This window comes from Pseudomonas sp. GW821-FHT05H12, from assembly GCF_059419385.1.
This window is the reverse complement of sequence record NZ_JBWKRS010000025.1, coordinates 46,286-69,914: the sequence shown is the minus strand read 5'-3', so window position 1 is coordinate 69,914 and position 23,629 is coordinate 46,286. Positions and strand designations below refer to the sequence as shown.

26 protein-coding genes are annotated in these 23,629 nt (G+C 62.8%); 12 read left to right on the top strand and 14 right to left on the bottom strand.

Annotated features, from left to right (window positions below):
• Positions 1–9 precede the first annotated feature (9 nt).
• Complete coding sequence (locus AC07SU_RS20985) at positions 10–1,902, top strand: TonB-dependent receptor domain-containing protein (RefSeq protein ID WP_494998111.1); 1,893 nt, start codon at positions 10–12, stop codon at positions 1,900–1,902.
• Positions 1,903–1,993: 91 nt separating this feature from the next.
• On the opposite strand, the gene AC07SU_RS20980 is transcribed toward AC07SU_RS20985, so the two are convergent.
• The 11 genes from AC07SU_RS20980 to nrdR form a co-directional block, all read right to left on the bottom strand.
• Positions 1,994–2,779 carry a cobalamin-binding protein gene (locus AC07SU_RS20980; RefSeq protein WP_494998110.1) on the bottom strand — a complete coding sequence of 262 codons (786 nt, stop codon included), beginning with the start codon at positions 2,777–2,779 and terminating at the stop codon, positions 1,994–1,996.
• On the bottom strand, positions 2,776–3,195 hold the full coding sequence (locus AC07SU_RS20975) for an MFS transporter (RefSeq protein ID WP_494998109.1): 420 nt from the start codon (positions 3,193–3,195) through the stop codon (positions 2,776–2,778). The genes AC07SU_RS20980 and AC07SU_RS20975 overlap by 4 nt, the downstream gene beginning before the upstream one ends.
• Positions 3,192–3,809: a GTP cyclohydrolase II gene (ribA, locus tag AC07SU_RS20970; protein ID WP_095013680.1), complete on the bottom strand. Its 618-nt coding sequence runs from the start codon at positions 3,807–3,809 to the stop codon at positions 3,192–3,194. The genes AC07SU_RS20975 and ribA overlap by 4 nt, the downstream gene beginning before the upstream one ends.
• Before the next feature lie 129 nt (positions 3,810–3,938).
• Entirely contained in the window at positions 3,939–4,664 is a 726-nt protein-coding gene (locus AC07SU_RS20965) for a substrate-binding periplasmic protein (protein WP_494998108.1), read from the bottom strand.
• Between the two features lie 55 nt (positions 4,665–4,719).
• Positions 4,720–5,685: a thiamine-phosphate kinase gene (gene thiL / locus AC07SU_RS20960; protein WP_494998107.1), complete on the bottom strand. Its 966-nt coding sequence runs from the start codon at positions 5,683–5,685 to the stop codon at positions 4,720–4,722.
• A gap of 15 nt (positions 5,686–5,700) precedes the next feature.
• Positions 5,701–6,201, bottom strand: coding sequence for a transcription antitermination factor NusB (gene nusB, locus AC07SU_RS20955; RefSeq protein ID WP_010206836.1), 501 nt, complete (start codon positions 6,199–6,201; stop codon positions 5,701–5,703).
• Positions 6,198–6,674 carry a 6,7-dimethyl-8-ribityllumazine synthase gene (gene ribH / locus AC07SU_RS20950; RefSeq protein WP_003194576.1) on the bottom strand — a complete coding sequence of 159 codons (477 nt, stop codon included), beginning with the start codon at positions 6,672–6,674 and terminating at the stop codon, positions 6,198–6,200. The genes nusB and ribH overlap by 4 nt, the downstream gene beginning before the upstream one ends.
• 88 nt (positions 6,675–6,762) lie before the next feature.
• Entirely contained in the window at positions 6,763–7,854 is a 1,092-nt protein-coding gene (gene ribBA / locus AC07SU_RS20945) for a bifunctional 3,4-dihydroxy-2-butanone-4-phosphate synthase/GTP cyclohydrolase II (protein WP_176999278.1), read from the bottom strand.
• 15 nt (positions 7,855–7,869) lie between these two features.
• Positions 7,870–8,532, bottom strand: coding sequence for a riboflavin synthase (locus tag AC07SU_RS20940; protein WP_016973956.1), 663 nt, complete (start codon positions 8,530–8,532; stop codon positions 7,870–7,872).
• 48 nt (positions 8,533–8,580) lie between these two features.
• Positions 8,581–9,717 carry a bifunctional diaminohydroxyphosphoribosylaminopyrimidine deaminase/5-amino-6-(5-phosphoribosylamino)uracil reductase RibD gene (gene ribD, locus AC07SU_RS20935; protein WP_494998106.1) on the bottom strand — a complete coding sequence of 379 codons (1,137 nt, stop codon included), beginning with the start codon at positions 9,715–9,717 and terminating at the stop codon, positions 8,581–8,583.
• The gene (gene nrdR / locus AC07SU_RS20930) at positions 9,714–10,178 is read right to left on the bottom strand and encodes a transcriptional regulator NrdR (RefSeq protein ID WP_010206843.1); all 465 of its coding nucleotides are present in this window, start codon (positions 10,176–10,178) and stop codon (positions 9,714–9,716) included. Before nrdR ends, ribD begins: the two co-directional genes overlap by 4 nt.
• A gap of 140 nt (positions 10,179–10,318) precedes the next feature.
• Here nrdR and AC07SU_RS20925 point away from each other — a divergent pair, with 140 nt between their 5' ends.
• The 3 genes from AC07SU_RS20925 (at position 10,319) to trxA (ending at position 12,450) form a co-directional block, all read left to right on the top strand.
• On the top strand, positions 10,319–10,774 hold the full coding sequence (locus AC07SU_RS20925; protein WP_494998105.1) for a YbaY family lipoprotein: 456 nt from the start codon (positions 10,319–10,321) through the stop codon (positions 10,772–10,774).
• On the top strand, positions 10,771–11,427 hold the full coding sequence (locus AC07SU_RS20920; protein ID WP_494998104.1) for a class I SAM-dependent methyltransferase: 657 nt from the start codon (positions 10,771–10,773) through the stop codon (positions 11,425–11,427). The genes AC07SU_RS20925 and AC07SU_RS20920 overlap by 4 nt, the downstream gene beginning before the upstream one ends.
• A 150-nt stretch (positions 11,428–11,577) precedes the next feature.
• A complete protein-coding gene (gene trxA / locus AC07SU_RS20915; protein WP_494998103.1) occupies positions 11,578–12,450 on the top strand; it encodes a thioredoxin in 873 nt (290 codons plus the stop codon).
• Here trxA and AC07SU_RS20910 read toward each other — a convergent pair.
• Positions 12,447–12,788: a hypothetical protein gene (locus tag AC07SU_RS20910; RefSeq protein WP_494998102.1), complete on the bottom strand. Its 342-nt coding sequence runs from the start codon at positions 12,786–12,788 to the stop codon at positions 12,447–12,449. The genes trxA and AC07SU_RS20910 overlap by 4 nt on opposite strands.
• Positions 12,789–12,918: 130 nt before the next feature.
• On the opposite strand from AC07SU_RS20910, the gene AC07SU_RS20905 reads away from it, so the two are divergent.
• From AC07SU_RS20905 to AC07SU_RS20885, 5 genes are all read left to right on the top strand, one after another.
• Positions 12,919–13,518 (top strand): DUF2796 domain-containing protein, encoded by a 600-nt coding sequence (locus tag AC07SU_RS20905; protein WP_494998101.1) that lies wholly within the window; start codon positions 12,919–12,921, stop codon positions 13,516–13,518.
• Between the two features lie 134 nt (positions 13,519–13,652).
• On the top strand, positions 13,653–14,363 hold the full coding sequence (locus tag AC07SU_RS20900; RefSeq protein ID WP_176999271.1) for an ABC transporter ATP-binding protein: 711 nt from the start codon (positions 13,653–13,655) through the stop codon (positions 14,361–14,363).
• Between the two features lies 1 nt (position 14,364).
• Positions 14,365–15,630, top strand: coding sequence for an ABC transporter permease (locus tag AC07SU_RS20895; RefSeq protein ID WP_178924267.1), 1,266 nt, complete (start codon positions 14,365–14,367; stop codon positions 15,628–15,630).
• A gap of 11 nt (positions 15,631–15,641) precedes the next feature.
• Positions 15,642–16,163, top strand: a complete 522-nt coding sequence (locus tag AC07SU_RS20890; RefSeq protein ID WP_178924265.1) for a DUF3299 domain-containing protein — start codon at positions 15,642–15,644, stop codon at positions 16,161–16,163.
• 95 nt (positions 16,164–16,258) lie between these two features.
• A complete protein-coding gene (locus AC07SU_RS20885) occupies positions 16,259–16,957 on the top strand; it encodes an OmpW/AlkL family protein (RefSeq protein WP_494998100.1) in 699 nt (232 codons plus the stop codon).
• Between the two features lie 114 nt (positions 16,958–17,071).
• Here the strand turns inward: AC07SU_RS20885 and AC07SU_RS20880 are convergent, their stop codons facing one another.
• Together AC07SU_RS20880 and AC07SU_RS20875 are read right to left on the bottom strand one after the other, a co-directional pair.
• A complete protein-coding gene (locus AC07SU_RS20880; protein WP_494998099.1) occupies positions 17,072–17,956 on the bottom strand; it encodes a sugar nucleotide-binding protein in 885 nt (294 codons plus the stop codon).
• Positions 17,957–18,226: 270 nt separating this feature from the next.
• A complete protein-coding gene (locus AC07SU_RS20875) occupies positions 18,227–20,332 on the bottom strand; it encodes a mechanosensitive ion channel family protein (protein ID WP_494998098.1) in 2,106 nt (701 codons plus the stop codon).
• Positions 20,333–20,644: 312 nt separating this feature from the next.
• Here AC07SU_RS20875 and AC07SU_RS20870 point away from each other — a divergent pair, with 312 nt between their 5' ends.
• From AC07SU_RS20870 to AC07SU_RS20860, 3 genes are read left to right on the top strand one after another with little or no spacing between them, the layout of a single operon-like run.
• Positions 20,645–21,424: an endonuclease/exonuclease/phosphatase family protein gene (locus tag AC07SU_RS20870; RefSeq protein WP_494998097.1), complete on the top strand. Its 780-nt coding sequence runs from the start codon at positions 20,645–20,647 to the stop codon at positions 21,422–21,424.
• On the top strand, positions 21,421–22,683 hold the full coding sequence (clsB, locus tag AC07SU_RS20865) for a cardiolipin synthase ClsB (RefSeq protein ID WP_494998096.1): 1,263 nt from the start codon (positions 21,421–21,423) through the stop codon (positions 22,681–22,683). Before AC07SU_RS20870 ends, clsB begins: the two co-directional genes overlap by 4 nt.
• Entirely contained in the window at positions 22,673–23,620 is a 948-nt protein-coding gene (locus AC07SU_RS20860; protein ID WP_494998095.1) for a lysylphosphatidylglycerol synthase domain-containing protein, read from the top strand. Before clsB ends, AC07SU_RS20860 begins: the two co-directional genes overlap by 11 nt.
• The last annotated feature ends 9 nt before the right edge of the window (positions 23,621–23,629 follow it).

Here is a 23,629-nt window from a genome sequence, read left to right as displayed (position 1 = left end):
GGACAGCTCATGAATCGCCTTCGCCTCGCCCTGCCCCTCCTGCTTCTCCCCGCCCCCGAACTGCTCGCCGACACCCGCGACCAGGCCCTGAGCCTCCCCGACGTGGTCATCACCGCCAACCGCCAGGTGCAGGCGCGCAATGACAGCAGCGCCGCCAACACTGTGTTTACCCGCGACGACATCGACCGCCTGCAACCCACCAGCGTCACCGACCTGCTGAGCCGCGTGCCCGGCGTGCAAATCGCACAAACCGGTGGGCGCGGCAGTTTGCCGGGGGTGTTCATTCGCGGCACCAAATCAGCCCAAAGCCTGGTGCTGGTGGATGGCCAGCGCATCGCCAACGCCACCTCGGGCGACAGCGGGTTGCAGTTCCTCAGCGTCGACCAGATTGAGCGGGTAGAAGTGCTGCGCGGTTCGCGCTCGGTGATCTACGGCAGCGATGCCATCGGCGGGGTCATCCAGATTTTCACCCGGCGCAACGCCCAGGCCGGCGTTCATCCGCGTCTGCACGTAGGCTTTGGCAGCAACCAGACGTGGGAACGCAGCCTCGGCCTGTCGGGCGGCGACGAGCGCACGCGCTTCAACCTCGGCGCCAGCCTGGATGAAACCCAGGGCATCAACTGGACCCATGAGTCGTTTGCCAGCGATGGCGATCATGATGCCTATCGCAACAAGTCCTTGAGCCTGAACCTCAGCCACTCGTTGAGCGATGACCTCGAAGTCGGCTTCAACCTGTTGGATGGCCGGGGTAGGTCGGAATACGACAACCCGTTCGGGCGCTACGTCAGCTTTTTCGAAACCGTCGGCCAGAAACCCTACACCGACTACACCGTGAGCAGTGCCAGCGGTTATGTCGACGCCAAGCTCAACGAGCGCTGGCAAACCCGCCTGGAACTGGGCCACAGCGAGAACCGCGACAAGAAGCGCGACCATCTCAGCGATGAGGGCAGCGCCTTCAACACCTACCGCGACTCGGTGAACTGGCAGAACGACCTGACCCTGGATGACCGCAACAGCCTGATCCTCGGTGGCGACTGGTATGAAGACCGCGTGCGCGCCACCACTGACTTCGACGAAGACAGCCGCTGGAACCGTGCGGTGTTCATCCAGCATCGCTTCGCGGCCGAGCGGTTTTCCACCGAGCTGGGCCTGCGTCACGACACCAACCAGCAGTTCGGCAGCCAGAATACGTGGAGTGGCACCCTGACCGTGCCGCTGAACCCGGACAACGACGTACTGCTGTCCTACAGCGAAGGCTTCCGTGCGCCAAGTTTCAATGACTTGTACTACCCCGGCAGCAGCAACCCCGACCTCAAGCCCGAACATTCAAAAACCTATGAGGTGCAGTGGCGCAGCCAGCTGAGCGACACCACGCGCCTGGAAACCTCGCTGTATCGCACCGACCTGAAAGACGCCATCGTCGCCCAGCCGGCGGACCTCTACATCCCGCACAACGTGGCGTCCGCACGGATCAACGGGTTTGAAGCGGCGCTCAAGCAGCAGGTGTTCGGCTGGCAAGGCAACCTGGGCGTCTCGATCATAGACCCTCGCGACCGTGACAGCGGCCATACCCTGGCCCGTCGGGCGCGGCGCACGCTGAACCTGGATGTGGATCGGCAGTTCGACAAGCTGGGGGTGGGTGCCAGCTGGCAAGCGATCAGCCGCAGCTATGACGATGAAGAGAATCGGAATCGCCTCGGCGGGTATGCCTTATTGGGGCTGCGCAGCAGTTGGGTGTTGAACCGCGAGGTGCTGGTGTCGTTCAAGGTCGATAATGTGTTGGACAAGGCCTATGCGCGGGCGATGTACAGCTATCAGGACCCGGATTTCGAGAACAACCAGTATTATCGTGAAGAGGGTCGGGTTTGGAGGGTTGGGGTGACTTGGACACCTGAGATCTGAGTTGGCAGGTCCGGCCTCATCGCAGGCAAGCCAGCTCCCACAGGGGGAACGCGTTCCAAATGTGGGAGCTGGCTTGCCTGCGATAGCGGTATTACAGGCCCGGCGCTATGACCTGACACAACCGCCCCACCGCCTCCAACATCTGCCCGCTGGGTCGCTCCAGGCCCTTGTCTGGCACCAGCCGCACCCGCCCAGCCATCGCCGTCCACACCTTCCAGGCCTCCTTCTGCACCTGATCGCCCACCAGAATCATCTCGGGATCACGCTGCAACACCGACTCGATACTCACCTGCGGCGCCGGTAGCTTGAGGTCATCGAACACATTACGCGCGCCGCACACCCTCAACGCATCGCTGATGATTTGCCCGCCGCCCACGGTATACAGCGGCTGGTTCCACACCTGGTAAAACACGCGCAAGGGCTCGGCGCGCTGATAGCGCTGGCGCAACTCAGCCAGTCGCTGGCGCAGTTGTGCGGCCAGTTGTCGACCCGCCTCAGCACGCCCCAATTGGTCGGCGATGGCCTGGACCTGGGTAGTCAGTTGCTCAAGGCTGTGGGGTTCGGCGACGTACACCGGGATATTCAGGTGCTGCAGTTGTTCGCGCTGGGCCGGGCCAACGCTGCCCGGCCAGAGCAGGATCAGGTCCGGTTTAAGGCTGAGCAGGCGCTCCATGTCCAACTGGCCGTAATGCCCCACTGACGGCACATTCGCCAAAGCCGCAGGCCGATCGCCGCCGTCGAGCACGCCCACCAGCAGGTCGGCAGCGCCCAGTTCAACCACGATTTCAGAGAGGGACGGCGCCAGGCTGATCACACGTTCGGCCGCCAACGCCTGGGTGCTTAATGCCAGCAGAAGCGCCAGCCAGTAACGCCTCATCCCAGCTGACGCGGAATGCGATAGAGGTAGAACAACACCTGCGTCGACAGGGCCAACAGAAACAGCGGCACCGCTTCCAGTCCGACAAACACCGCCAGCGCGCCGATCCACGCAGGAATGGCGGCAACCAGCAACGCCGTGCGCCGACGGGCCGCCAGGGTGATCCAGGCCGCCGGTTCTTCAGGGGTATCGAGGGCTTTGGAGGTGGCGATCAGTGCGTGTTTATAGCCATGGAAATAACGCAGGCTCAGAAACATAGAGGCCACGCCGGCAATGAAGAACGGCATGGCCAATACGGGAAGCAATGATTCAGCCTGGCCAAACACCAGGTTGATCACAAACAGCGGGAGCAGTGCCAGGGCCAGGTACTGCCACCAATTGAAGGACAGTCTCCGTTTCACCTGGCCACGGGTCACGCGCGGTCGACCTCGCCCTGATGCTCGTTGCCCATCATGTGGTCGAGCTTGCTGGCCTTGGTGGCCAGGTACAGTTTGTTGTGCGGGTTGTGCCCGGTGTGCAGCGGCACGCGCTCGGCCACGGTGATGCCCATGTCGGTCAAGGCTTTGACTTTGCGTGGGTTGTTGGTCATCAGGCGCAGGGATTTGACGCCCAGGTGCTCCAGCATCGGCAGGCAGATCGCGTAGTCGCGCTGGTCAGCGGCAAAGCCCAGGCGCTCGTTGGCTTCAACGGTGTCGGCGCCGCCGTCTTGCAGCTCATACGCACGGATCTTGTTCATCAGGCCGATACCACGGCCTTCCTGGCGCAGGTAGAGCAGAACGCCCCGGCCTTCGCGGGCGATGGCACGCATCGCGGCTTCCAGTTGCGAACCGCAGTCGCAACGCTGGCTGAACAACGCGTCACCGGTCAGGCATTCGGAATGCACACGGCCCAGCACCGGCGCGCCGTCAGCGATGTCGCCCAGGCTGAGCACAACGTGCTCGCGGCCGGTGGCTTCTTCGAGAAAGCCATTCATGGTGAACGTGGCAAAAGGGGTAGGCAGCTTGGAAGCGGCGACGAAAACGACGGGCACCGTGTGCTCCTGATTTCAGTTTTTACGATGACGGGCATTGTAACAGCAGGTTCCTACAGACGCTTAAGCTGAATTATCGCTGATAAAGATCAATCGGTTCGATTGGCCTTCATCCCGGTTCTATGCCCATCAGAACGGATAGGGCTGTTTCCAGCGCTCGAAAATCGGCTTCAACTCGCCGTTTTTCACCAGCGCCGCCATGCGCTGGTCGTATACAGCCATCAATGCCCGGCCGCGCTCGGTATCAGCAAACCCTAGGTACAGCGGCAGTTCGGCGATGTGGGTGAGCGTGAATTGCGTCGGGTCATCGGCCTGGCCAAGCACGTACTGGGCTTCGCTGAGGGCGTCGATGTAGAAGTCTGCGCGGCCGTGCTGCAGCATCGGCAGGATGCCGTCGCGGCGTTCGATCTGGTTGAAGCGGTGCACGTTGGGCAAGTACTCCTCGTACTTGTAGCCGCGCACCCAGGCCAGGCGGTAGTTGCCCAGCGTGGCCACGCTGGGCGTCGGCGCAGTGGCCAGTCCGAGGGCGTAGATGTGGTCGGAGTCGAAGTTCCAGTGGGGGTACAGCACGCCAGTCGCTTCGTCACGGTAGGAACCGACCCAGCCATCCACTTCGCCGCGCTGGGCCAAGCCGACCGAACGGGTATAGGGCACGCTGCGGGTTTGCAGGGTGATTCCGGCCGGCTCGAACACCTGACGCAACACATCCCACGCCAGGCCGCTGCCGTCTTTGTTGGTGTAGTCGTTCCACTCTTCGCTGGCCAGCATGATCTTGCCAGGTACCGGGGCTTCGTCCGCGTGCACAAGTGTCGCGACCGCGCACAGCACAATCAGCAGCCAACGGCGCACATCCATGATGACAACCTCCTACACCTTGAGAACCGTATAGAGGGTAGCGCAGCTCGCCGAATCAGGGCGTCTCGCTGAAGTGCTGATAGCCGCGCACGGCCGGGGTGATGTCCTGCCCTTGGGCATCGAGCAATGTCACGCCCTGCCCCGCCTCGACCCGGCCGATCACATGCACCGGCCAACCGCCCGCCAACAAGGGCGCCAGTTCGGCCGGCGGCAGGGTAAACGCCAGCACGTAGTCATCCCCGCCGCTCAGCGCAGCCACGCGGGCGGCCTCATCCCCGACAAACGCCAGCAAGGCCTGGGACAACGGCAAGGCCTGGCGCTCGATCAACAGGCGGACAGCCGACGCCTTGGCGATATGCCCGCAATCGGCCAACAGCCCGTCGGAGATGTCCATTGCAGACGTCGCCCTGCCCCGCAGCGCCAGCCCCAGGGCCAACTGCGGCTGCGGTGACCAGTAATGGGCCAGCAGCGGCTCGGCGACGGCGGCATCGGCGCTGCGCTGCCCCAAGACCAACGGCAAGGCGCCGGCCGCATTGCCCAGCTCACCACCGACACACAGCAGGTCACCCGGCTGTGCACCGCTGCGCGTCAGCGCCTGCCCGGCCGGCACGCGGCCGAACACGGTCAGGGTCAGGCTCAACGGGCCGCGCGTGGTGTCCCCGCCTACCAAGCCCACGCCGCAGCTTTGCGCCATGGCGTTCAAACCCTGGGCATAGCGTTGCAGCCAATCGGCATCGACCGTTGGGGTAGTCAGGGCAAGGGTGAACGCGAGAGGGTGGGCGCCCATGGCGGCCAGGTCGCTCACCGCCACGGCCAGCGAGCGCTGGCCGAGCAGGTACGGATCACAAGGGTCGGCAAAGTGTACGCCGGCTACCAGGGTATCCGTGGAGATTGCCAACTGCTCCCCGGCGGGGAGCGCCAGCAAGGCGCAGTCATCGCCGATCCCCAACGCAATGCCTTCGCCGCCTTGCGCACAAGGCGCGGCGGCGAAGTAGTTGCGGATCAGCTCAAACTCGCCCATTCAGGACTCAAGCGCTTAGCGCTTGTACGCCTTCACTTCGGCTTCACGCAGGCGCGGGGCCAGCTTGTCGAGCACGCCGTTGACGAACTTGTGGCCGTCGGTCGAACCGTAGACTTTCGCCAGTTCGATGCCTTCGTTGATCACCACGCGGTACGGCACGTCGACGCGATACAGCAGTTCCCAGGCCGACAGGCGCATCACGCACAGTTCAACCGGGTCCAGCTCTTCGATGGTCAGGTCCAGGCAAGGTGCCAGGGCCGTGTCGATCTCGGTCAGGTGGGCATGCACACCGTGCAGGATGTCGTGGAAGTACGGCAGGTCGGCAAAGGTGAAATCGTTGTCGACGCGAAACTGTGCTTCGATCTCGTTCAACGAAGCGCCGGCCAGGTGACGCTGGTACAGCGCCTGGGTCGCCAGTTGACGAGCAGCGCGACGCTTCTCGTTCTTGGACGGTTTGCCAGCATCGGCAGGGCGTGGCTCACGCGGGTTGAAGTTGTCGCTCTCGTCGGAAATCACTTGGCCTCCAACTGCGACAGCAGGCTGACCATTTCCAGGGCGGACAGGGCAGCTTCAGCGCCTTTGTTACCGGCTTTGGTGCCGGAACGCTCGATGGCTTGCTCGATGGAATCAACGGTCAGCACGCCGAATGCTACCGGCACACCGAACTCCATGGACACCTGGGCCAGGCCCTTGGTGCATTCGCCTGCCACGTATTCGAAGTGCGGAGTACCGCCACGAATGACCGCGCCCAGGGCGATGATTGCCGCGTATTCACCCTGTTGAGCAACTTTTTGCGCAACCAGTGGAATCTCGAAGGCGCCAGGGGCACGGATAAGGGTGATATCGCTTTCGCTCACACCGTGGCGAACCAGGGCGTCCACAGCACCGCTTACCAGGCTTTCAACGACGAAGCTGTTGAAGCGGCCAACCACCAGGGCATAGCGGCCTTTGGGGGCGATGAAGGTACCTTCGATGGTCTTCAGGGTCATTCGACAAATCTCTTAAAGAGCAGGGACGCGAAAAGTGCGTCCCTCAGTGATGTGTTAACCGCGAACAAGGGGCAAAAATCGCCAGCCTTTATTCGGAGGGCACGTATTCTACTACTTCCAGGTCGAAACCGGATATCGCATTAAATTTCATTGGCGCACTCATCAGGCGCATTTTGCGCACGCCGAGGTCGCGCAGTATCTGCGAACCGGCACCGACGATGCTGTAGGTGGTCGGTGTCTTGACCTGGGTGTGCTCGGCGGTTTCACGGATATGCGCCAGCAGCACATCACCATCCACCGGGTTGCCCAGCAACAGCACCACACCACTGCCCGCCTCGGAAACCGCGGCCATGGCGGCTCGCAGGCTCCAACGGCCCGGTTGCTTGACCATCAACAGGTCACGCAAGGGGTCCATGTTATGCACGCGCACCAGGGTCGGCTCTTCGGCGCAAATGGTGCCCAGGGTCAGGGCCATGTGCACGTCGCCTTCCACTGAATCACGGTAGGTCACCAAATTGAATTGGCCCAGTTCGCTGTCCAGCGGCTGCTCGGCAATCCGCTGAACGGTACGTTCGTGGATCATGCGGTAGTGGATCAGGTCGGCAATGGTGCCGATCTTGATGTCGTGTTCAGCGGCAAAGGCTTCGAGTTCGGCGCGACGGGCCATGGTGCCGTCGTCGTTCATCACTTCGCAGATCACGCCGCTCGGCTCGAAACCGGCCATGCGCGCCAGGTCGCAGGCCGCTTCGGTGTGGCCGGCACGGGCCAGGGTGCCGCCCGGTTGGGCCATCAGCGGGAAGATATGGCCAGGGCTGACGATGTCTTCGGCCTTGGCGTCTTTCGCGGCGGCGGCTTGCACGGTGCGCGCGCGGTCAGCGGCGGAGATACCGGTGGTGACGCCGGTGGTCGCTTCAATAGACACGGTGAACTTGGTGCCAAAACCCGACCCATTGCGCGGCGCCATCAGCGGCAGCTTGAGCAACTCGCAACGCTCGCGGCTCATGGGCATGCAGATCAGCCCACGGGCGTGCTTGGCCATGAAGTTGATGTGCTCAGGCTTGCAGGCCTCGGCGGCCATGATGATGTCGCCTTCGTTCTCGCGGTCTTCGTCATCCATCAGGATGACCATCTTGCCTTGGCGGATGTCTTCAACCAGTTCTTCGATGCTATTGAGCGCCACGTGGCACCCCCTTGGTCAGGATTTCAGGTAGCCGTTAGCGGCCAGAAAACTTTCAGTGATGTTACCGGCAGTAGGCTCTGCGGCCTTTTCGCCCAGCAACAGGCGCTCCAGGTAACGGGCCAGCAAGTCCACTTCCAGGTTCACCCGGCGACCCGGCTGGTAAGACGCCATGATGGTTTCGCTGAGGGTGTGGGGAATGATGGTCAGTTCAAATTCGGCGCCGTTCACGGCGTTCACGGTGAGGCTGGTGCCGTCGACGGTGATCGAGCCTTTGTGGGCGATGTACTTGGCCAGCTCTTTGGGTGCGCGGATGCGGAATTCCACGGCACGCGCGTTTTCGCTGCGCGAGACAACTTCGCCGACGCCATCGACATGGCCGCTGACCAGGTGGCCGCCCAGGCGGGTGGTCGGGGTCAGGGCTTTTTCCAGGTTGACCGGGCTGCCAGCTTTAAGGTCGTTCATCGCGGTGCAGTCCAGGGTTTCCCGGCTGACGTCGGCGGCGAAACCGTTGCCTGGCAGTTCGATGACGGTGAGGCACACGCCGCTGACGGCGATGCTGTCGCCCAGCTTGACGTCGCCCAGGTCCAGCTTGCCGGTTTCAACCAGCAGGCGAACGTCGCCGCCTTTGGGGGTCATGGCGCGGATGCTGCCGATGGATTCGATGATGCCGGTGAACATGGCCTTCTCCTGGAAAACGGTACGGGACACTTGAGCGTCCGGTCAGAATTATACGCTCGCTGCTGGCACAGGGATGGCAGTGACTCGCCAGTCGTCGCCTACAGCGCGCATTTCAGTGATCTTGAGGTGGGGGGCGTCGGCCAGTTTCTCAAGCGGCCAGTCGAGCAAAGGCCGGGCAGCGGAACCGAGGAACTTGCCGGCGACGAATATCACGTACTCGTCCACCAGGCCCTGTTGGGCAAACGCACCTGCCAGGCTCGGGCCGGCCTCCACCAGCACTTCGTTGACGCCACGGGCTGCCAGCGCAACCAACGCCGAGCGCAGGTCGACCTGGCCATCCACGCCCGGCACCACCAGGCATTCAGGGCCACGGGGGAACTGATTTTCCGGGGTGACGCAAGTGATGACCAGCGCTGGGCCAGCCTTGAAGAACGGCGCGTTGAGCGGCACGCGCAGGCGGCCATCGATCAACACGCGCAAGGGCGGACGCGACATGGCCAGGGCGGTGGTTGCTTCATCCAGGCCCAGCTCGGCGGCGCGTACGGTCAGGCGAGCACCGTCGGCCAACACGGTGTCGGCACCGGTCAGCACCACACTCGCCTCGGCGCGCAGGCGTTGCACCGCTGCGCGGGCGTCGGGGCCGGTGATCCATTGGCTTTCGCCGCTGGCCATCGCAGTGCGCCCGTCCAGGCTCATCGCCAGCTTGACCCGCACAAACGGCAAGCCGTGTTCCATACGTTTGAGGAAGCCCGGGTTCAGCGCCCGCGCTTCTTGTTCCAGCACGCCGCTGCGAGTCTCGATACCCGCCAGGGCCAGACGCTGCATGCCGCGCCCCGCCACTTCCGGGTTGGGATCCTGCATGCCGGCGACCACACGCGCCACACCCGCACTCACCAGCGCATCGGCGCATGGCGGCGTGCGGCCGTGGTGGCTGCAGGGCTCAAGGGTCACGTACACCGTGGCGCCGCGTGCCTTGTCGCCAGCGGCGCGCAGGGCATTGGGCTCGGCATGGGGCTCGCCGGTACGTTCATGCCAGCCTTCGCCGACAATCTGCCCATCCCGCACAATCACGCAGCCCACCCGAGGGTTGGGGTGGGTGGTGTACAGGCCTTTACGGGCCAGTTCCAGGGCACGGGCCATGTAGTGGGCGTCGAGGACAGCTTGTTCAGCGCTAGGCGAATTCATTCTTTGGCAGGCTCACGGGCCAGGCGGTCGATCTCTTCGCGGAACTCATTGAGGTCCTGGAAGCGTCGATACACCGAGGCGAAACGGATGTAGGCAACTTCGTCGAGCTTTTGCAGCTCGCCCATCACCAGCTCTCCAACCACCAGGCTCTTGACCTCGCGCTCGCCGGTCGCACGCAGTTTGTGCTTGATGTGCACCAGCGCCGCTTCCAGGCGCTCGACACTCACCGGGCGTTTTTCCAGGGCGCGCTGCATACCGGCACGCAGTTTTTCTTCGTCGAAAGGTTGGCGGCTGCCGTCGGACTTGATCAGGCGGGGCAACACCAGTTCGGCGGTTTCGAAGGTGGTGAAACGCTCACCGCAGGCCAGGCATTCGCGCCGGCGACGCACTTGATCGCCCTCGGCGACCAGACGCGAGTCAATGACCTTGGTGTCGTTGGCACCGCAGAAGGGACAGTGCATGGTTGGCAGGCAACAAAAAAAGGGAGGGCCATGGTAGCGCATCCCTGTGGCAAGACAAGCCATAGCCTTTACGGTATATAGGCTGGCTTATATGTTTCTTTGTGTTCAAGTCACGGATTTTGCCCTTTCTGGAGCCGTACATGCAGTTACGACCACTTGTTTTGCTCGCCCTGTTCAGTGTCCTGGTCGCCTGCAGCAGCGAAGCCCCCAAGCCAACCACCCCTCAACCGACGCCCGCCCAGGAGAAAAAAGTCCCGGGCATTGAAGACCTCGGCCCGCTGCCGGCGTATCAGCGTGAAATCAACGGCACCCTCAACGGCGTACCTGCCGGTGCCGAAGTTGAGCTGGCGCTGCTGGTGATCGATGACCGCTCGCGCCCGCAACAACTGCTCGCCAGCAGCGTGCTGAGCGGCAACAACCAACCCCTGGCCTTTCGTTTGCGCTTTAACCCCGAGGCCTTCCCGGCCGGTGCGCGGGTGGAGTTGCGCGGCCGCGCCAGCCAGTCGGGCCAGTTGATCCTGCACCTGCCTGCGGTGCGCATCACCCAGGCGATCACCCAGAGCACCGGCCCTCTGCAACTCGTCCCGGCACCATGACGCCACCGCTGGGCCTGCAAGCCGCGCTCAGTGAGCTGATCGGCGATGCGCACCTGGTGCCCTGCCCGCTGCCGGGCACCGAGCTGTCGTTGTGGCTGCTGGACGCCGACAACATGGACCGCGCCTTCAGCCCCGAAGAAACCCGGCGCATCCTGCACGAGCCGCCCTATTGGAGCTTTTGCTGGGCCAGTGGCTTGGCGTTGGCGAGGTATCTGGCGGCGAATCCTGAGTGGGTCGCCGGCAAACGCGTGCTGGATTTCGGCGCGGGTTCCGGCGTGGCGGGGATTGCTGCCGTCAAAGCCGGTGCGCTGGAAGTGGTGGCTTGCGATCTGGACCCGTTGGCGCTGGCGTCTTGCCGGGCGAATGCCGAGCTTAACGGTGTGGCGCTGGGTTACTCGGAAGATTTTTTTGCCGAGGCTGACCGCTTCGATTTGATCCTGGTGGCTGACGTGCTTTATGACCGGGCGAACCTGCCGCTGCTGGATCAGTTTCTCACTCGCGGCCGAGAGGCGCTGGTGGCGGATTCACGGGTGCGGGACTTTCAGCACCCGGATTATCGGCGGCTGGAGATCCTGGATGCGCTGACGTTGCCGGATCTGGCCGAGCCTTGGGAGTTTCGCAAGGTGAGCCTGTACCATTCGCGCCGCCTTTAAAGGCATCGCCGGCAAGCCGGCTCCTACGCGTGATCGCGCTCCCCTGTGGGAGCTGGCTTGCCTGCGATAGCGGTCTTGAAACCGCCACGCTTTCAGCTAGCTGCGCCAGCCCTTATAGTTGCCCCATTCCCGCTTTATTCGAGACGCCCCATGAGTGAGCCCACGCCGTACATCTTCGATGTCACCACCGCCACCTTCGATCAGGCGGTGATCGAGAATTCGTTCCACAAACCTGTGCTGGTGGATTTCTGGGCCGAGTGGTGCGCGCCGTGCAAGGCGTTGATGCCGTTGCTGGCGCAGATTGCCGAGAGTTATCAAGGCGAGTTGTTGCTGGCCAAGGTCGATTGCGAGGCCGAGCAGGACATCGTTGCGCGCTTCGGTATTCGCAGCCTGCCGACGGTGGTGCTGTTCAAGGACGGCCAGCCGGTGGACGGGTTTGCCGGGGCGCAGCCGGAGTCGGCGGTGCGGGCGATGCTGGAGCCCCATGTACAGATGCCACCACCGGCAGCGGCGGACCCGCTGGAGCAGGCCCAGGCGCTGTTCGCCGACGGCCGCATCAGCGATGCCGAAGCCGTGCTGGTGGCCTTGCTGGGTGAGGACAACACCAACGCCGGCGCGTTGATCCTGTACGCACGCTGCCTGGCTGAACGCGGTGAATTGGGCGAAGCCAAGACCGTGCTGGACGCAGTGAAGAGCGACGATCACAAAGCCGCCCTCGCCGGCGCCAAGGCGCAGATCACCTTCCTGCGCCAGGCGGCCGACCTGCCAGACGCCGCCGACTTGAAAAGCCGCCTGGCGCAAAACCCGCAAGACGACGAAGCGGCCTATCAGTTGAGCATCCAGCAATTGGCGCGCCAGCAGTACGACGCGGCGCTGGAAGGCCTGCTCAAGCTGTTCATCCGCAACCGCAGCTACAGCGAAGGTTTGCCGCACAAGACCTTGCTGCAGGTGTTCGAACTGCTGGGCAATGATCACCCGTTGGTGACCGTGTACCGCCGCAAGTTGTTTGCCGCGCTGTACTAATCGCCGACCCAGCTGTACAGCGGCGTGTCTGCGCCGCTGGCCACTTTCACGCTTGAACTGTGGCGCAGGCGCACCAGCAGGCGCTTGCCTGACGCGGCGTCACCGGCTAAGCCTTCCAACTGATCCAGCAGTTCCAGGCCCGTGAGTTGCCCAGCCTTGCGCAACAGATCCTGGGCGCTCTGCCACACGCCGTCATTCTGCTTGACCGGTGCGGCTGCCGTTGCGGCGGGAACGGGTGCCGCCTGCAATTGTGCGCCCAGGCGTGCCCAATCGCCTTCGTCCAGCTCCAGGGTCAAGTCCACCGGCCAGTCGCCGACGGTTCCACGGATTCGCAACATCGTCCTTCCTCCTGCAGTTTTCTGACAGGCATGCTCCCACGCGGCTTGCGCAACGCCAAGCGGGCGGTCAAACTCTGGCACTATTGTTATAAGATCACATAACAAAACTTTCATGTTCTGGAGCCTTCTCATGCGCCGTCTGTTGCTCGCTTTGCCGTTTGCCCTCCTGCCACTGGCTATCGCCCACGCCGCTGACGAACATGAACACGAGCACGGCAGCCTCGGCGCCCACGAACACGGCGTTGGTCGCCTGAATGCCGTGCTCGATGGCCAGGCCCTGGAGCTTGAACTGGACAGCCCGGCGATGAACCTGGTGGGCTTCGAACACCTGGCCACCACCCCGGCCGACAAAGCCAAAGTCGCCGCCGCGCGCAAACAACTGGAAAACCCGCTCGCCCTGTTCAACCTGCCCAAGGGCGCCGGTTGCGTGGTCAGCACCCAGGAGCTCAACAGCCCGCTGTTCGGTGACAAGCCGGAAGCCGACCATGACGACGACGATGACCACGATCACGACGCCAAAGACGGCGCCCACGAGCATCATCACGATCACAGCGAAATCCACGCCCACTACCAATTCACCTGCGCGACGCCAACTGCACTGAGCAACCTCGACCTGACCCAGGTGTTCAAGACCTTCCCCGCCACCCAGAAAATTCAGGTACAACTGATCGGCCCAAGCGGCCAGCAAGGTGTGCAAGCCACGGCACAGGCCGCTACCCTGAAATTCTGATGTAAACCCCTGTGGGAGCTGGCTTGCCTGCGATACAGACGCCTCGGTACAGCAGACACATCGCAGCGATGCCATCGCAGGCAAGCCAGCTCCCACAGGGGTCCAATTTAGCCAGCAGGCGAATTTGATTTCACATGACTCAAGCACTGATCGAACTGTCTGACCTGGCCTTCAACTGGCCCGGTCACCCCCAGTTGCTGGACATCCCCGCGTTCCGCCTGGAAGCCGGGGAAACCCTGTTTCTCAAAGGCCCCAGCGGCAGTGGCAAAACCACGCTGCTGGGCTTGCTCGGTGGCGTGCAAAAACCTACGCGAGGCAGCATCCGCCTGCTCGGCCAGCAGTTGACCGAGCTGTCGGCCGGCGCCCGCGACCGCTTTCGCGTCGACCACACCGGCTACATCTTCCAACAGTTCAACCTGCTGCCGTTTCTGTCAGTACGTGAGAACGTCGAATTGCCGTGTCACTTCTCCAAGCTGCGCGCACAACGGGCAAAGCAGCGTCACGGCAGTGTCGACAAAGCTGCCGCTGCCTTGCTGGCGCACTTGGGTTTGAAGGACAAGGACCTGCTGGAGCGCCGCGCCGACTCGCTGTCCATCGGCCAGCAACAACGGGTGGCCGCCGCCCGTGCGTTGATCGGCCAGCCGGAACTGGTGATCGCCGACGAGCCCACCTCGGCCCTGGACTACGACGCCCGCGAAGCCTTCCTGCAACTGTTGTTCGCCGAATGCCGCGAAGCCGGCGCCAGCCTCTTGTTTGTCAGCCACGACCAGAGCCTGGCCTCGCTGTTCGACCGTAACCTGTCGCTGGCCGAACTCAATCGCGCCGCCACGCCCGCAGAGGTTTGAGATGTATCTGTTCCGTCTAGCCATGGCCAGCCTGGCTAACCGCCGTTTTACCGCGATCCTCACCGCGTTCGCCATCGCGCTGTCAGTCTGTTTGCTGCTCGCCGTGGAGCGTGTGCGCACTGAGGCGCGCAACAGTTTCGCCAGCACCATCAGCGGCACCGACCTGATCGTCGGCGCGCGCTCCGGCTCGGTGAACCTGCTGCTGTACTCGGTGTTCCGCATCGGTAACGCCACCAACAACATTCGCTGGGACAGCTTCGAGCATTTCGCCGCCAGCCCCCAGGTGAAATGGGCGATCCCGATTTCCCTCGGCGACTCCCACCGCGGCTACCGCGTGATGGGCACCAACGAGTCCTACTTCGAGCATTACCAGTACGGCCGCAAGCAAAACCTCGAACTGGCCAGCGGCCGCGCCTTCGCTACCGACCCTTTCGAGGTGGTGCTCGGTGCCGAAGTGGCCGACGCGCTGCACTATAAACTCGGCGACAAGCTCGTGCTGGCCCACGGTGTCGCCGTGGTCAGCCTGGTGAAACACGACGACAAACCCTTCACCGTGGTCGGCATCCTCAAGCGCACCGGCACGCCGGTGGACCGCACCTTGCACATCAGCCTCGGGGGCATGGAAGCCATCCACATCGACTGGCACAACGGCGTACCGGCCCAGGGCAAAGGCCGTATCAGTGCCGACCAGGCGCGCAACATGGACCTCACGCCCCAGGCCATCACCGCGTTCATGCTCGGCCTGAACAACAAGATCTCCACGTTCGCGCTGCAACGGGAAATCAATGAATTCCGTGGCGAGCCAATGCTGGCGATCTTGCCGGGCGTGGCGCTGCAGGAGCTGTGGAGCATGATGGGCACCGCCGAAAAAGCGCTGTTCGTGATCTCGTTGTTCGTGGTGCTGACCGGCCTGATCGGCATGCTCACGGCGATCCTCACCAGCCTCAACGAGCGCCGCCGCGAAATGGCGATCCTGCGTTCGGTGGGCGCCCGCCCGTGGCACATTGCGACGTTGCTGATCTTCGAAGCGTTCGCGCTGGCTCTGTCCGGCGTGGTTGCAGGCGTGGGGCTTTTGTATGTGTGCATCGCCGCCTCACGTGGCTACTTGCAGGCCAACTACGGCCTGGACCTGCCGATGTCGTGGCCCAGCGAATATGAATGGACGCTGCTCGCCGGTATCCTGGCCGCCGCGCTGTTGATGGGTGCCGTGCCCGCGTGGCGCGCCTACCGACAATCCCTGGCCGACGGCCTGTCCATACGTTTATGAGGAAGGCTTCGATGCGTCGTGCGTTGTTTGCGTTGCTGTTGCTGGTGGGCGTGCCCGCCTGGGCTGATGAGCAGCCCAAGGACCTGTCGTGGCAGGAGATGATCCCGCCGGACGCACCACCGGAAATCCCCAACATGAAACCGCTGCACGACCTGTCGAACATGGCCGATGCGTTGTCGGTCGAGTCGGCGCCAGCGGCCAAGCAGGACTTACCCAACGCGCCGGTGGTGCAGAGCCTCGACGGCCAGCACATCCGCCTGCCGGGCTATATCGTGCCGCTGGAAGTCAGCGAAGAAGGCCGCACCACCGAGTTTCTGTTGGTGCCGTATTTCGGCGCGTGCATCCATGTGCCGCCACCGCCGTCGAACCAGATCGTGCATGTCAAAAGCGAAGTCGGGGTGAAACTCGATGAGCTGTACCAGCCCTACTGGATCGAGGGTTCGATGCAGGTCAAGCCGTCCACCAGTGAGCTGGCCGACGCCGGTTACCAGATGGATGCCGAGAAGATTTATATCTACGAACTACCGGAATAGCGTTGATCGCCCTTTCATTGAGCTGAGTCAAAAGATCGAGCGGAACGATCTTTACCATTGGACGTACAACTTTTAAACGTCCTTTTGGAGCTCCCATGAACAAGTCCCTGCTCGGCGCGTCCATCTTCGCGCTCGCCCTCATCGCCCCTGCCGCACACGCTCACGAAGCGGGCGACATTCTGATTCGCGCCGGTGCAATCACCGTGAATCCGAAGGCCGACAGCGGCCACGTGAAGGTTGACCAGGGTCCATTGGCGGGCGCCAACCTGGGCGGCAAGGCGACCATGAGCAGCGACACTCAGCTGGGCTTGAACTTCGCCTACATGCTGACCAACCACGTGGGTATCGAACTGCTGGCCGCCACCCCGTTCGAGCATGACGTAAAGATCAAGAACACCGCCCTCGGCGCCGCCAACGGCAAGCTCGGCACCCTGAAACACCTGCCGCCGACCCTGAGCGTCGTGTACTACCCACTGGACAACAAGTCGGCCTTCCAGCCGTACGTGGGCGCTGGTATCAACTACACCTGGATCTACGACGAACACGTCGGCAGCCGTGCGCAGAGCGCCGGCTTCAGCAACTTCAAGGCTGAGAACTCCTGGGGCTGGGCCGCGCAGATCGGCGCCGACTACATGATCAACGACAAGTGGATGATCAACGCCCAGGCGCGCTACATCGACATCAGCACCAAAGCGACGGTGGACAACAACGCACTGGGCCAAGGCACTCGCGCCAAAGTGAACGTGGACGTCGACCCGATGGTTTACATGGTGGGTATCGGCTACAAGTTCTAACCCCCACCGCAATACCCCTGTAGGAGCCGGCTTGCCGGCGATGCAAACACCTCGGTCTTTCAGCCAGACCGAGGAGATGCTATCGCCGGCAAGCCGGCTCCTACGTGTTTGGGGTCAGCTGTGGCGGTAGTAGCGATCCAGCAACGCCGGCAACCCCGCCCGCCACGCCCGTGGCTTGATGCCGAAGGTGTGCAGGATTTTCTTGCACGCCAGCACCGCGTGTTGTGGCTCATCGGCTGCATCCGGCCGAGCCGCGTGGGCCTGGGCGGTGGGTGACTCGATGGCCAGCGGGTGATAGCTGCGCGCTTCGGTGAGGATCGCCTGGCCCAGCGCCAGCGGTGTAGTCGCTTCATGGCCGGCGTAGTGGTAAGTGCCCCACAACGGCGCCGCACAATCGAGCTGCTTGAGCACCGAGATGATCACCCGCGCGGCATCGTCCACCGGCGTCGGGTTGCCGCGACGGTCATCCGCCATCAACAACTCATCCGGCTTCTCGGCCCGGGCAAGGAAGCGCCCGAGGGTGCCGTCGACGCTGTCATCGAGTAACCAGCCAAACCGCAGCAGCACATGCTGCGGGCAGGTGGCGCGCACGCTCTGCTCGATGCGCCACAGCGCCTGGCCACGCAGGCCCAGGGGCACCGGCTCGTCTTTTTCGCTGTAGGCGGTGGCGCGGGAGCCATCGAACACGCGGTAGCTGGACGGTTGCACCAGGGTGATGTTGTGGTGCTGGCACAGCTCGGCCAGGCGCTCGATGGCGAATTCCTGGGCAGCCAAGCGGGTTTCGCTGACCGCTTCGGCCTGGAACCAGTCGAAGTAGTAGGCGAGGTTGATCAACGCATCGGGACGGGTGTCGTCGAGCAGTTGGGTGAGACTCGCGGCATCCCAGCCGTCTTGGGGCGGTTTAGGAGCGAGGAAACCGATGTCTTCCTCTGCACCGAGGCGAATCAGCGCCTGCCCGAGGGCATTCCCGCCGCCCAGTAACATAAGGCGCATTCGCATAGATTGAGCAGGCCCGGTCTGTTGGAACGATGGTTGTCTAGGTATTTGTAAGAATCGTTGCATTTTGCGGGTTTGTCGCGCAACCGTCACGGATAAAGTGTGGGGTTGCAACTTGTTGTATCGGGCGGGGTAGCAGGTGGTCTTGGAGAGGTGGATCAGGCATTGAGCCTGGTGTTGCTATCTCCAGCCTCATCGTAGGCAAGCCAGCTCCCACAGGTGAACGGGTTCACACAGCCGAAACTGTGGGAGCCGGGCTTGCCCGCGATGAGGTCACTGGGTACGCGGCTGCTCGGTCAGCACCACCGACGCCGGTACCTCTTCATCCGGCTCATCCACCTGCGGCCCGCGCTTGGGTAAAAAAACCTGCTGTGGATAAGTTTGCGCGAAATGCACCTCGGCGCAGTTATCCACAAGCTTTTTCAAGCGCTGGTTAAACGCGCGGCTCACCGCATATTGCCCGCCCGACACCGTACGGAACTGCGCCGTGAGCACCACGCCGTTGAGGTCCATCTTGTCCACGCCAAACACTTCCAGTGGCCCTTGCAGGTTGTACTTGAGGAACACATCGTCGCGGATCGATTGCCCGGCCTCGCGGATCAGCTCCACCGCCTTGTCCACGTCGGTGTCGTAGGTGAACTGCACCGAGAAGAACGCATAGGCAAACTGCCGGGACTGGTTGGTGACCGCCTTGATCTGACCAAAAGGCACCGAGTGCACAAACCCCTTGCCATCGCGCAAGCGCAAGGTACGGATGGTCAGGCCTTCGACAGTGCCGGCATGCCCGGAGTCGAGCACCACCCAGTCGCCGATGGACAGCGTGTCTTCGATGATGATGAACAGGCCGGTGATCACATCCTGCACCAGTTGCTGCGAACCGAAACCGATGGCCAGGCCCACCACCCCGGCACCGGCCAGCAACGGCGCGACGTTGATGCCCAGGTTGGCCATGGTGGTGATCGCGCAGATCACTACCAGGATGATCTTCACCGCATTGCGCACCAGCGGCAGGATGGTTTTCACCCGCGTGCTCGGCTGGCGATTGGAGCGTTTATTCACCGGTGGTTTCAGCGCTTCCTGGATCGCGGTGTCGAGCACCACCCAGAACAGCCAGGTCATCAGCAGGATCAGGCCGATGCTGCTCAGCGAGTCGCTGATCGCCCGGCCCACCGAATTGCGCTGGGCGAATTCAAACAGCGATACGCCCCAGATCCGCCCGAGGATTTCGATAAAGGCGATGGCCATGACAATGCGCAGGATTGCGTGCAACAGGCTGAGAAAACGCTCCTTGTAGGCACTGCTGCGCTGGATCGCCACCTGGCTGCGGGACTTGAACAGGTGTTGCAGCACGGTGCTCAAAAACACCGTGCCGATCAGCAGGATCGTGGTGAACAGCGCGCAGCGCAGGGCCTTCTGGTTATCGTCGCCGGCCCCGATCAGGTTGATCGCCGACACCAGCACCATCAACAGGATCGGCCAGTACCAGAGCCCGGAAAACACCCGCAACGACTGTTGCAGCGCCGGATGCTTGAGGCGTTGGGCCAAGGGCCGGTTGCGGATCAGATGCGCCACCGGACGGCGCAGGCGCACCACCAGCACACCGAAGATCACCGCCGCGAATAGGCCGGTGAACACTGCAATGCTGCTGGTGATATTACCGCCGAGCTGGCGGGCGATCTGCGGGCTGGTCAGGGCGTCGCTGAGTGCGGCGAGAAAGCCGATCAGGAACAGCGGCTTAGGGCAGTAGCCACGAATGATCTGCACGGCCGGGCGTTTGTGGCCGACGTTGAACATGACGATGACGCACAGCAGCATCGAGGTGGAAAAAATGCCGCTGCTGGTGGCGTAGGCAAAACACAGCGCCAGCGCGCGGCCGATGGACGTGGGCAAAAAGTGACTGACATAGAGCGTCAGCGGCAGGCAAATCAGCGCAGGAATCGTGTAAGGCACCACGTACCCGAGCACTGCTTGCAAGCGCCCACGCCGTTCGACAAACGGCCGCCGGCTCAAGCGCTGCACGATAAAACGCCCGAGCAGCGCCAGCACGGCAAAGGCGCCGACCCACACCCCGGACAGCAACAAGAAGTCCCCGGCTACGCTCCAGGGCGAGCGTTCGGCGGTCTGGTCGACCAGGCGCCCCACTTCGTCTGCCGCACGGTCGGCACGCAGGCGCCAGGCGTCCACCAGGTTCTGGTTGAGGTCGAGTTTGTCCTGCACGTCATCGATGCTGGAACTGATGGCGCCGAGCAAACCGCCTTCGACCAACAGCTCCGGTTTGGCCGGTGCGGTCGCCGCAGGTGCAGGGGTTGCGGCTTGCAGTGCGCCGTTGCCACACAGCAGCAGCGCGCCGAGGAGTAATGCAGCTCTGAGATTCAGCAAAACACCGGGCTCCTTCAAGAGGGTCTGTAAGGAACTGACGGGATTGAGCCTTGATCGTTCCCCTCTTTCGTCATCTTTGGCGGAGGGTTGACCACTGAATCCGTCACAGCACAGATCCCCTGTGGGAGCGGGCTTGCCCGCGAATGCGGTACATCAGCCAATCAATTAACGACTGACCCACCGCTATCGCGGGCAAGCCCACTCACACATTTTGGAATGCGTGCCGTCTGTAGGACGGTGGAAACTTTCCGTCAAAAATCGCAGTCAGCCATAAACGGGGGCCAGGCCCCCATGGTTTTTTCAGGAGCAACCATGGCTGCGAATCCCGACTGGATGCCCACCACACCCAGCATCGCCATCACGCGCTTCACGGTGCTGACGGTCAATATCCACAAGGGCTTCACCGCCCTGAATCGGCGCTTCATCCTGCCCGAGCTGCGTGAAGCAGTGCGCAGTGTGGGCGCCGACATGGTGTTCCTGCAGGAAATCCACGGCACCCACGAGCGTCACCCCCAGCGCTACAGCGACTGGCCGAACATGCCGCAGTATGAGTTCCTCGCCGACAGCATCTGGCCGCAGTTCGCCTATGGGCGCAACGCGGTCTACCCCCATGGCGACCACGGGAATGCGCTGCTCTCGAAGTTCCAGATCGTGCGCTACGACAACCTCGACATTTCCCAGAGCGGCCACGAAAACCGTGGCCTGCTGCATTGCGTACTGCGCCTGCCGGGCACCGGCCAGGAGGTGCATGCGATCTGCATTCACCTGGGCCTGCGCGAAGTGCATCGCCAGCAACAACTGCGTTTGCTCGAGCAGCGCATCAGCGAGATACCGGCCGACGCGCCGCTGGTTGTCGCCGGCGATTTCAACGACTGGCGCCAGCGGGCCGACCTCAGCCAGAGCAGCCTGCGGGAAGTGTTTATCGAGACCCACGGTAAATTGCCGCGCACCTTCCCGGCGCGCCTGCCGTTGCTGCCCCTGGACCGTATTTATGTGCGCAACGTGAAGGTGCATAACCCCCGAGTGTTGACCACTCGGCCTTGGTCCCACTTATCCGACCATGTGCCGTTGTCGGTGGAGATCGAGCTATGAACGTCGCCGTCGAACACATCGCCACCGACCAACCACCGGACGAAGCCAAGGCGCGTGATCTGGATTACGGCTGGCAGAGCGGCAACCGCGTCGAGTTGCTGGAGAACGGCGAGGCGTACTTCCCCAAGGTGTTCGACGCCTTGCGCGGGGCCCAGCGCGAGATCGTGCTGGAGACCTTCATTCTGTTTGAAGACAAGGTTGGCCTGGAGCTGCAAGGCATCCTGATCGATGCGGCGCAGCGTGGGGTGAAAGTCGTGATGAGCCTGGACGGCTTTGGTTGCGGCGAGCTGAGCCCGAGCTTTTTGGGCGAACTGGCGGAAGCCGGGGTAACGGTGCAGATGTTCGACCCGGCGTCCAAGACCCTGGGGGTTCGCACCAACTGGTTCCGGCGCCTGCACCGCAAGATCGTGGTGGTGGACGCCAGCGTGGCGTTTATCGGCGGGATCAATTTTTCGGCCGACCATCTGGGCGATTTCGGCCCCGAGGCCAAGCAGGATTACGCCGTGCAAGTGACCGGCCCGGCCGTGGCCGACCTGCACCATTTTGCCCTGGCGCAAAGTGGTCGCCAGGTGCGCACGCGACGCGGTTGGCGACGGCGCCAGCAACGGCCATCGCCGTGGGCCACCGACAACAGCGACGGCCTGGTACGCCTGATCTACCGCGACAACGTGCAGCACCGCGACGACATCGAAGAGGCCTACATCCACGCCTTGAGCAAGGCGCAACAGCGCGTGGTGATCGCCAACGCCTACTTCTTTCCCGGTTACCGTCTGCTGCGGGAGATCCGCAACGCGGCGCGCCGTGGCGTGCAGGTGCAACTGATCATGCAGGGTCAGCCGGATGTGCTGTTGGCCAAGCTCGCGGCGCGCATGCTCTACGACTATTTGCTCAAGGACGGCGTGGTGATTCACGAATATTGCCAGCGCCCGCTGCACGGCAAAGTTGCGCTGGTGGACGACGAATGGAGCACCGTGGGTTCCAGCAACCTGGACCCGCTGAGCCTGTCGCTGAACCTGGAAGCCAACGTGCTGATTCGCGACCGTGCGTTCAATCAACACCTGTATGAACGCCTGGAAACACTCGCCAACAATCACTGCCAGACCATGCCGGAAAACCGCACGCCGCGCCTGTGGCTCTGGCGGTTGACCGTGGGCTTCCTGGTGTTTCATGTGATGCGTCACTTCCCTGCGCTGACCGGTTGGCTGCCGGCGCACAAGCCACGCTTGAAACCCGTCGGGAGCCAGGTCCATGAGCACTGAATCCGGGTTCAAACGCTGGAAGAAACCGCTGACCGTTGTGTTCTTCCTGCTGCTGATCGTGCTGTTCACCCTGCTCGCCCGGCGCATCGACTGGAGCGAAGTGGTGCAGACCCTGGGCGACTTCAAGCTGCGCACGTTGCTGATCGCAGGCGCCCTGACACTGTGCAGTTTCCTTGTGTACGCCAGCTTTGATTTGATCGGCCGCACCTACATCCGCCAGCCGTTGGGTTGGAAGCAGATCCTGCCGGTGGGGGTCATAAGCTATGCGTTCAACCTCAACCTGAGCGCGTGGGTGGGCGGCATTGCCATGCGCTATCGGCTGTATTCGCGACTGGGGGTGAGCACCGGCAATATCGCCAAGATCCTTGGCCTGAGCCTGGCGACCAATTGGTTTGGCTACATGGCGTTGGCCGGGGGGGTGTTCAGTAGCGGGCTGGTGACCATGCCACCGGGCTGGAAGGTCAGCACCGTTGCGTTGCAGGGCATTGGTGCATTGTTGGGGCTGGCCAGCTTGGGTTATCTGGCGGCGTGTCAGTTTTCAAAGAAGCGCGCATGGTCGGTTCGCGGCATGGAGATCAACCTGCCGTCGGTGCGCATGGCCTGCCTGCAACTGGCGCTGGGCGCGTTGAACTGGTCGTTGATGGCGGCGGTGATTTTCACGCTTTTACCGGCCAAGCTGGATTATCCGTTGGTGCTGGGGGTGTTGTTGATCAGCGCGATTGCCGGGGTGGTCACGCATATCCCGGCCGGGCTGGGCGTGCTGGAGGCGGTGTTTATTGCGCTGTTGCAGCATGAGGCTTCGCGGGGGAGTTTGCTGGCGGGGCTGATTGCCTACCGGGCGATCTACTTCATTTTGCCGTTGCTGATCACGTTGGTGATGTACCTCGTGGTGGAGGCCAAGGCCAAGGCGTTGCGGGTTAAAAAGGCACCGGCTTGAAAGGGTGTT

Coding starts and splice junctions, on each gene's coding strand:
- AC07SU_RS20985 (WP_494998111.1), top strand. CDS start 10: ATGAATCGCCTTCGCCTCGCCCTGCCCCTCCTGCTTCTCCCCGCCCCC.
- AC07SU_RS20980 (WP_494998110.1), bottom strand. CDS start 2,779: ATGAGGCGTTACTGGCTGGCGCTTCTGCTGGCATTAAGCACCCAGGCG.
- AC07SU_RS20965 (WP_494998108.1), bottom strand. CDS start 4,664: ATGGATGTGCGCCGTTGGCTGCTGATTGTGCTGTGCGCGGTCGCGACA.
- thiL (WP_494998107.1), bottom strand. CDS start 5,685: ATGGGCGAGTTTGAGCTGATCCGCAACTACTTCGCCGCCGCGCCTTGT.
- ribH (WP_003194576.1), bottom strand. CDS start 6,674: ATGACCCTGAAGACCATCGAAGGTACCTTCATCGCCCCCAAAGGCCGC.
- AC07SU_RS20940 (WP_016973956.1), bottom strand. CDS start 8,532: ATGTTCACCGGCATCATCGAATCCATCGGCAGCATCCGCGCCATGACC.
- ribD (WP_494998106.1), bottom strand. CDS start 9,717: ATGAATTCGCCTAGCGCTGAACAAGCTGTCCTCGACGCCCACTACATG.
- nrdR (WP_010206843.1), bottom strand. CDS start 10,178: ATGCACTGTCCCTTCTGCGGTGCCAACGACACCAAGGTCATTGACTCG.
- AC07SU_RS20925 (WP_494998105.1), top strand. CDS start 10,319: ATGCAGTTACGACCACTTGTTTTGCTCGCCCTGTTCAGTGTCCTGGTC.
- AC07SU_RS20920 (WP_494998104.1), top strand. CDS start 10,771: ATGACGCCACCGCTGGGCCTGCAAGCCGCGCTCAGTGAGCTGATCGGC.
- trxA (WP_494998103.1), top strand. CDS start 11,578: ATGAGTGAGCCCACGCCGTACATCTTCGATGTCACCACCGCCACCTTC.
- AC07SU_RS20910 (WP_494998102.1), bottom strand. CDS start 12,788: ATGTTGCGAATCCGTGGAACCGTCGGCGACTGGCCGGTGGACTTGACC.
- AC07SU_RS20905 (WP_494998101.1), top strand. CDS start 12,919: ATGCGCCGTCTGTTGCTCGCTTTGCCGTTTGCCCTCCTGCCACTGGCT.
- AC07SU_RS20900 (WP_176999271.1), top strand. CDS start 13,653: ATGACTCAAGCACTGATCGAACTGTCTGACCTGGCCTTCAACTGGCCC.
- AC07SU_RS20895 (WP_178924267.1), top strand. CDS start 14,365: ATGTATCTGTTCCGTCTAGCCATGGCCAGCCTGGCTAACCGCCGTTTT.
- AC07SU_RS20890 (WP_178924265.1), top strand. CDS start 15,642: ATGCGTCGTGCGTTGTTTGCGTTGCTGTTGCTGGTGGGCGTGCCCGCC.
- AC07SU_RS20885 (WP_494998100.1), top strand. CDS start 16,259: ATGAACAAGTCCCTGCTCGGCGCGTCCATCTTCGCGCTCGCCCTCATC.
- AC07SU_RS20880 (WP_494998099.1), bottom strand. CDS start 17,956: ATGCGAATGCGCCTTATGTTACTGGGCGGCGGGAATGCCCTCGGGCAG.
- AC07SU_RS20870 (WP_494998097.1), top strand. CDS start 20,645: ATGGCTGCGAATCCCGACTGGATGCCCACCACACCCAGCATCGCCATC.
- clsB (WP_494998096.1), top strand. CDS start 21,421: ATGAACGTCGCCGTCGAACACATCGCCACCGACCAACCACCGGACGAA.
- AC07SU_RS20860 (WP_494998095.1), top strand. CDS start 22,673: ATGAGCACTGAATCCGGGTTCAAACGCTGGAAGAAACCGCTGACCGTT.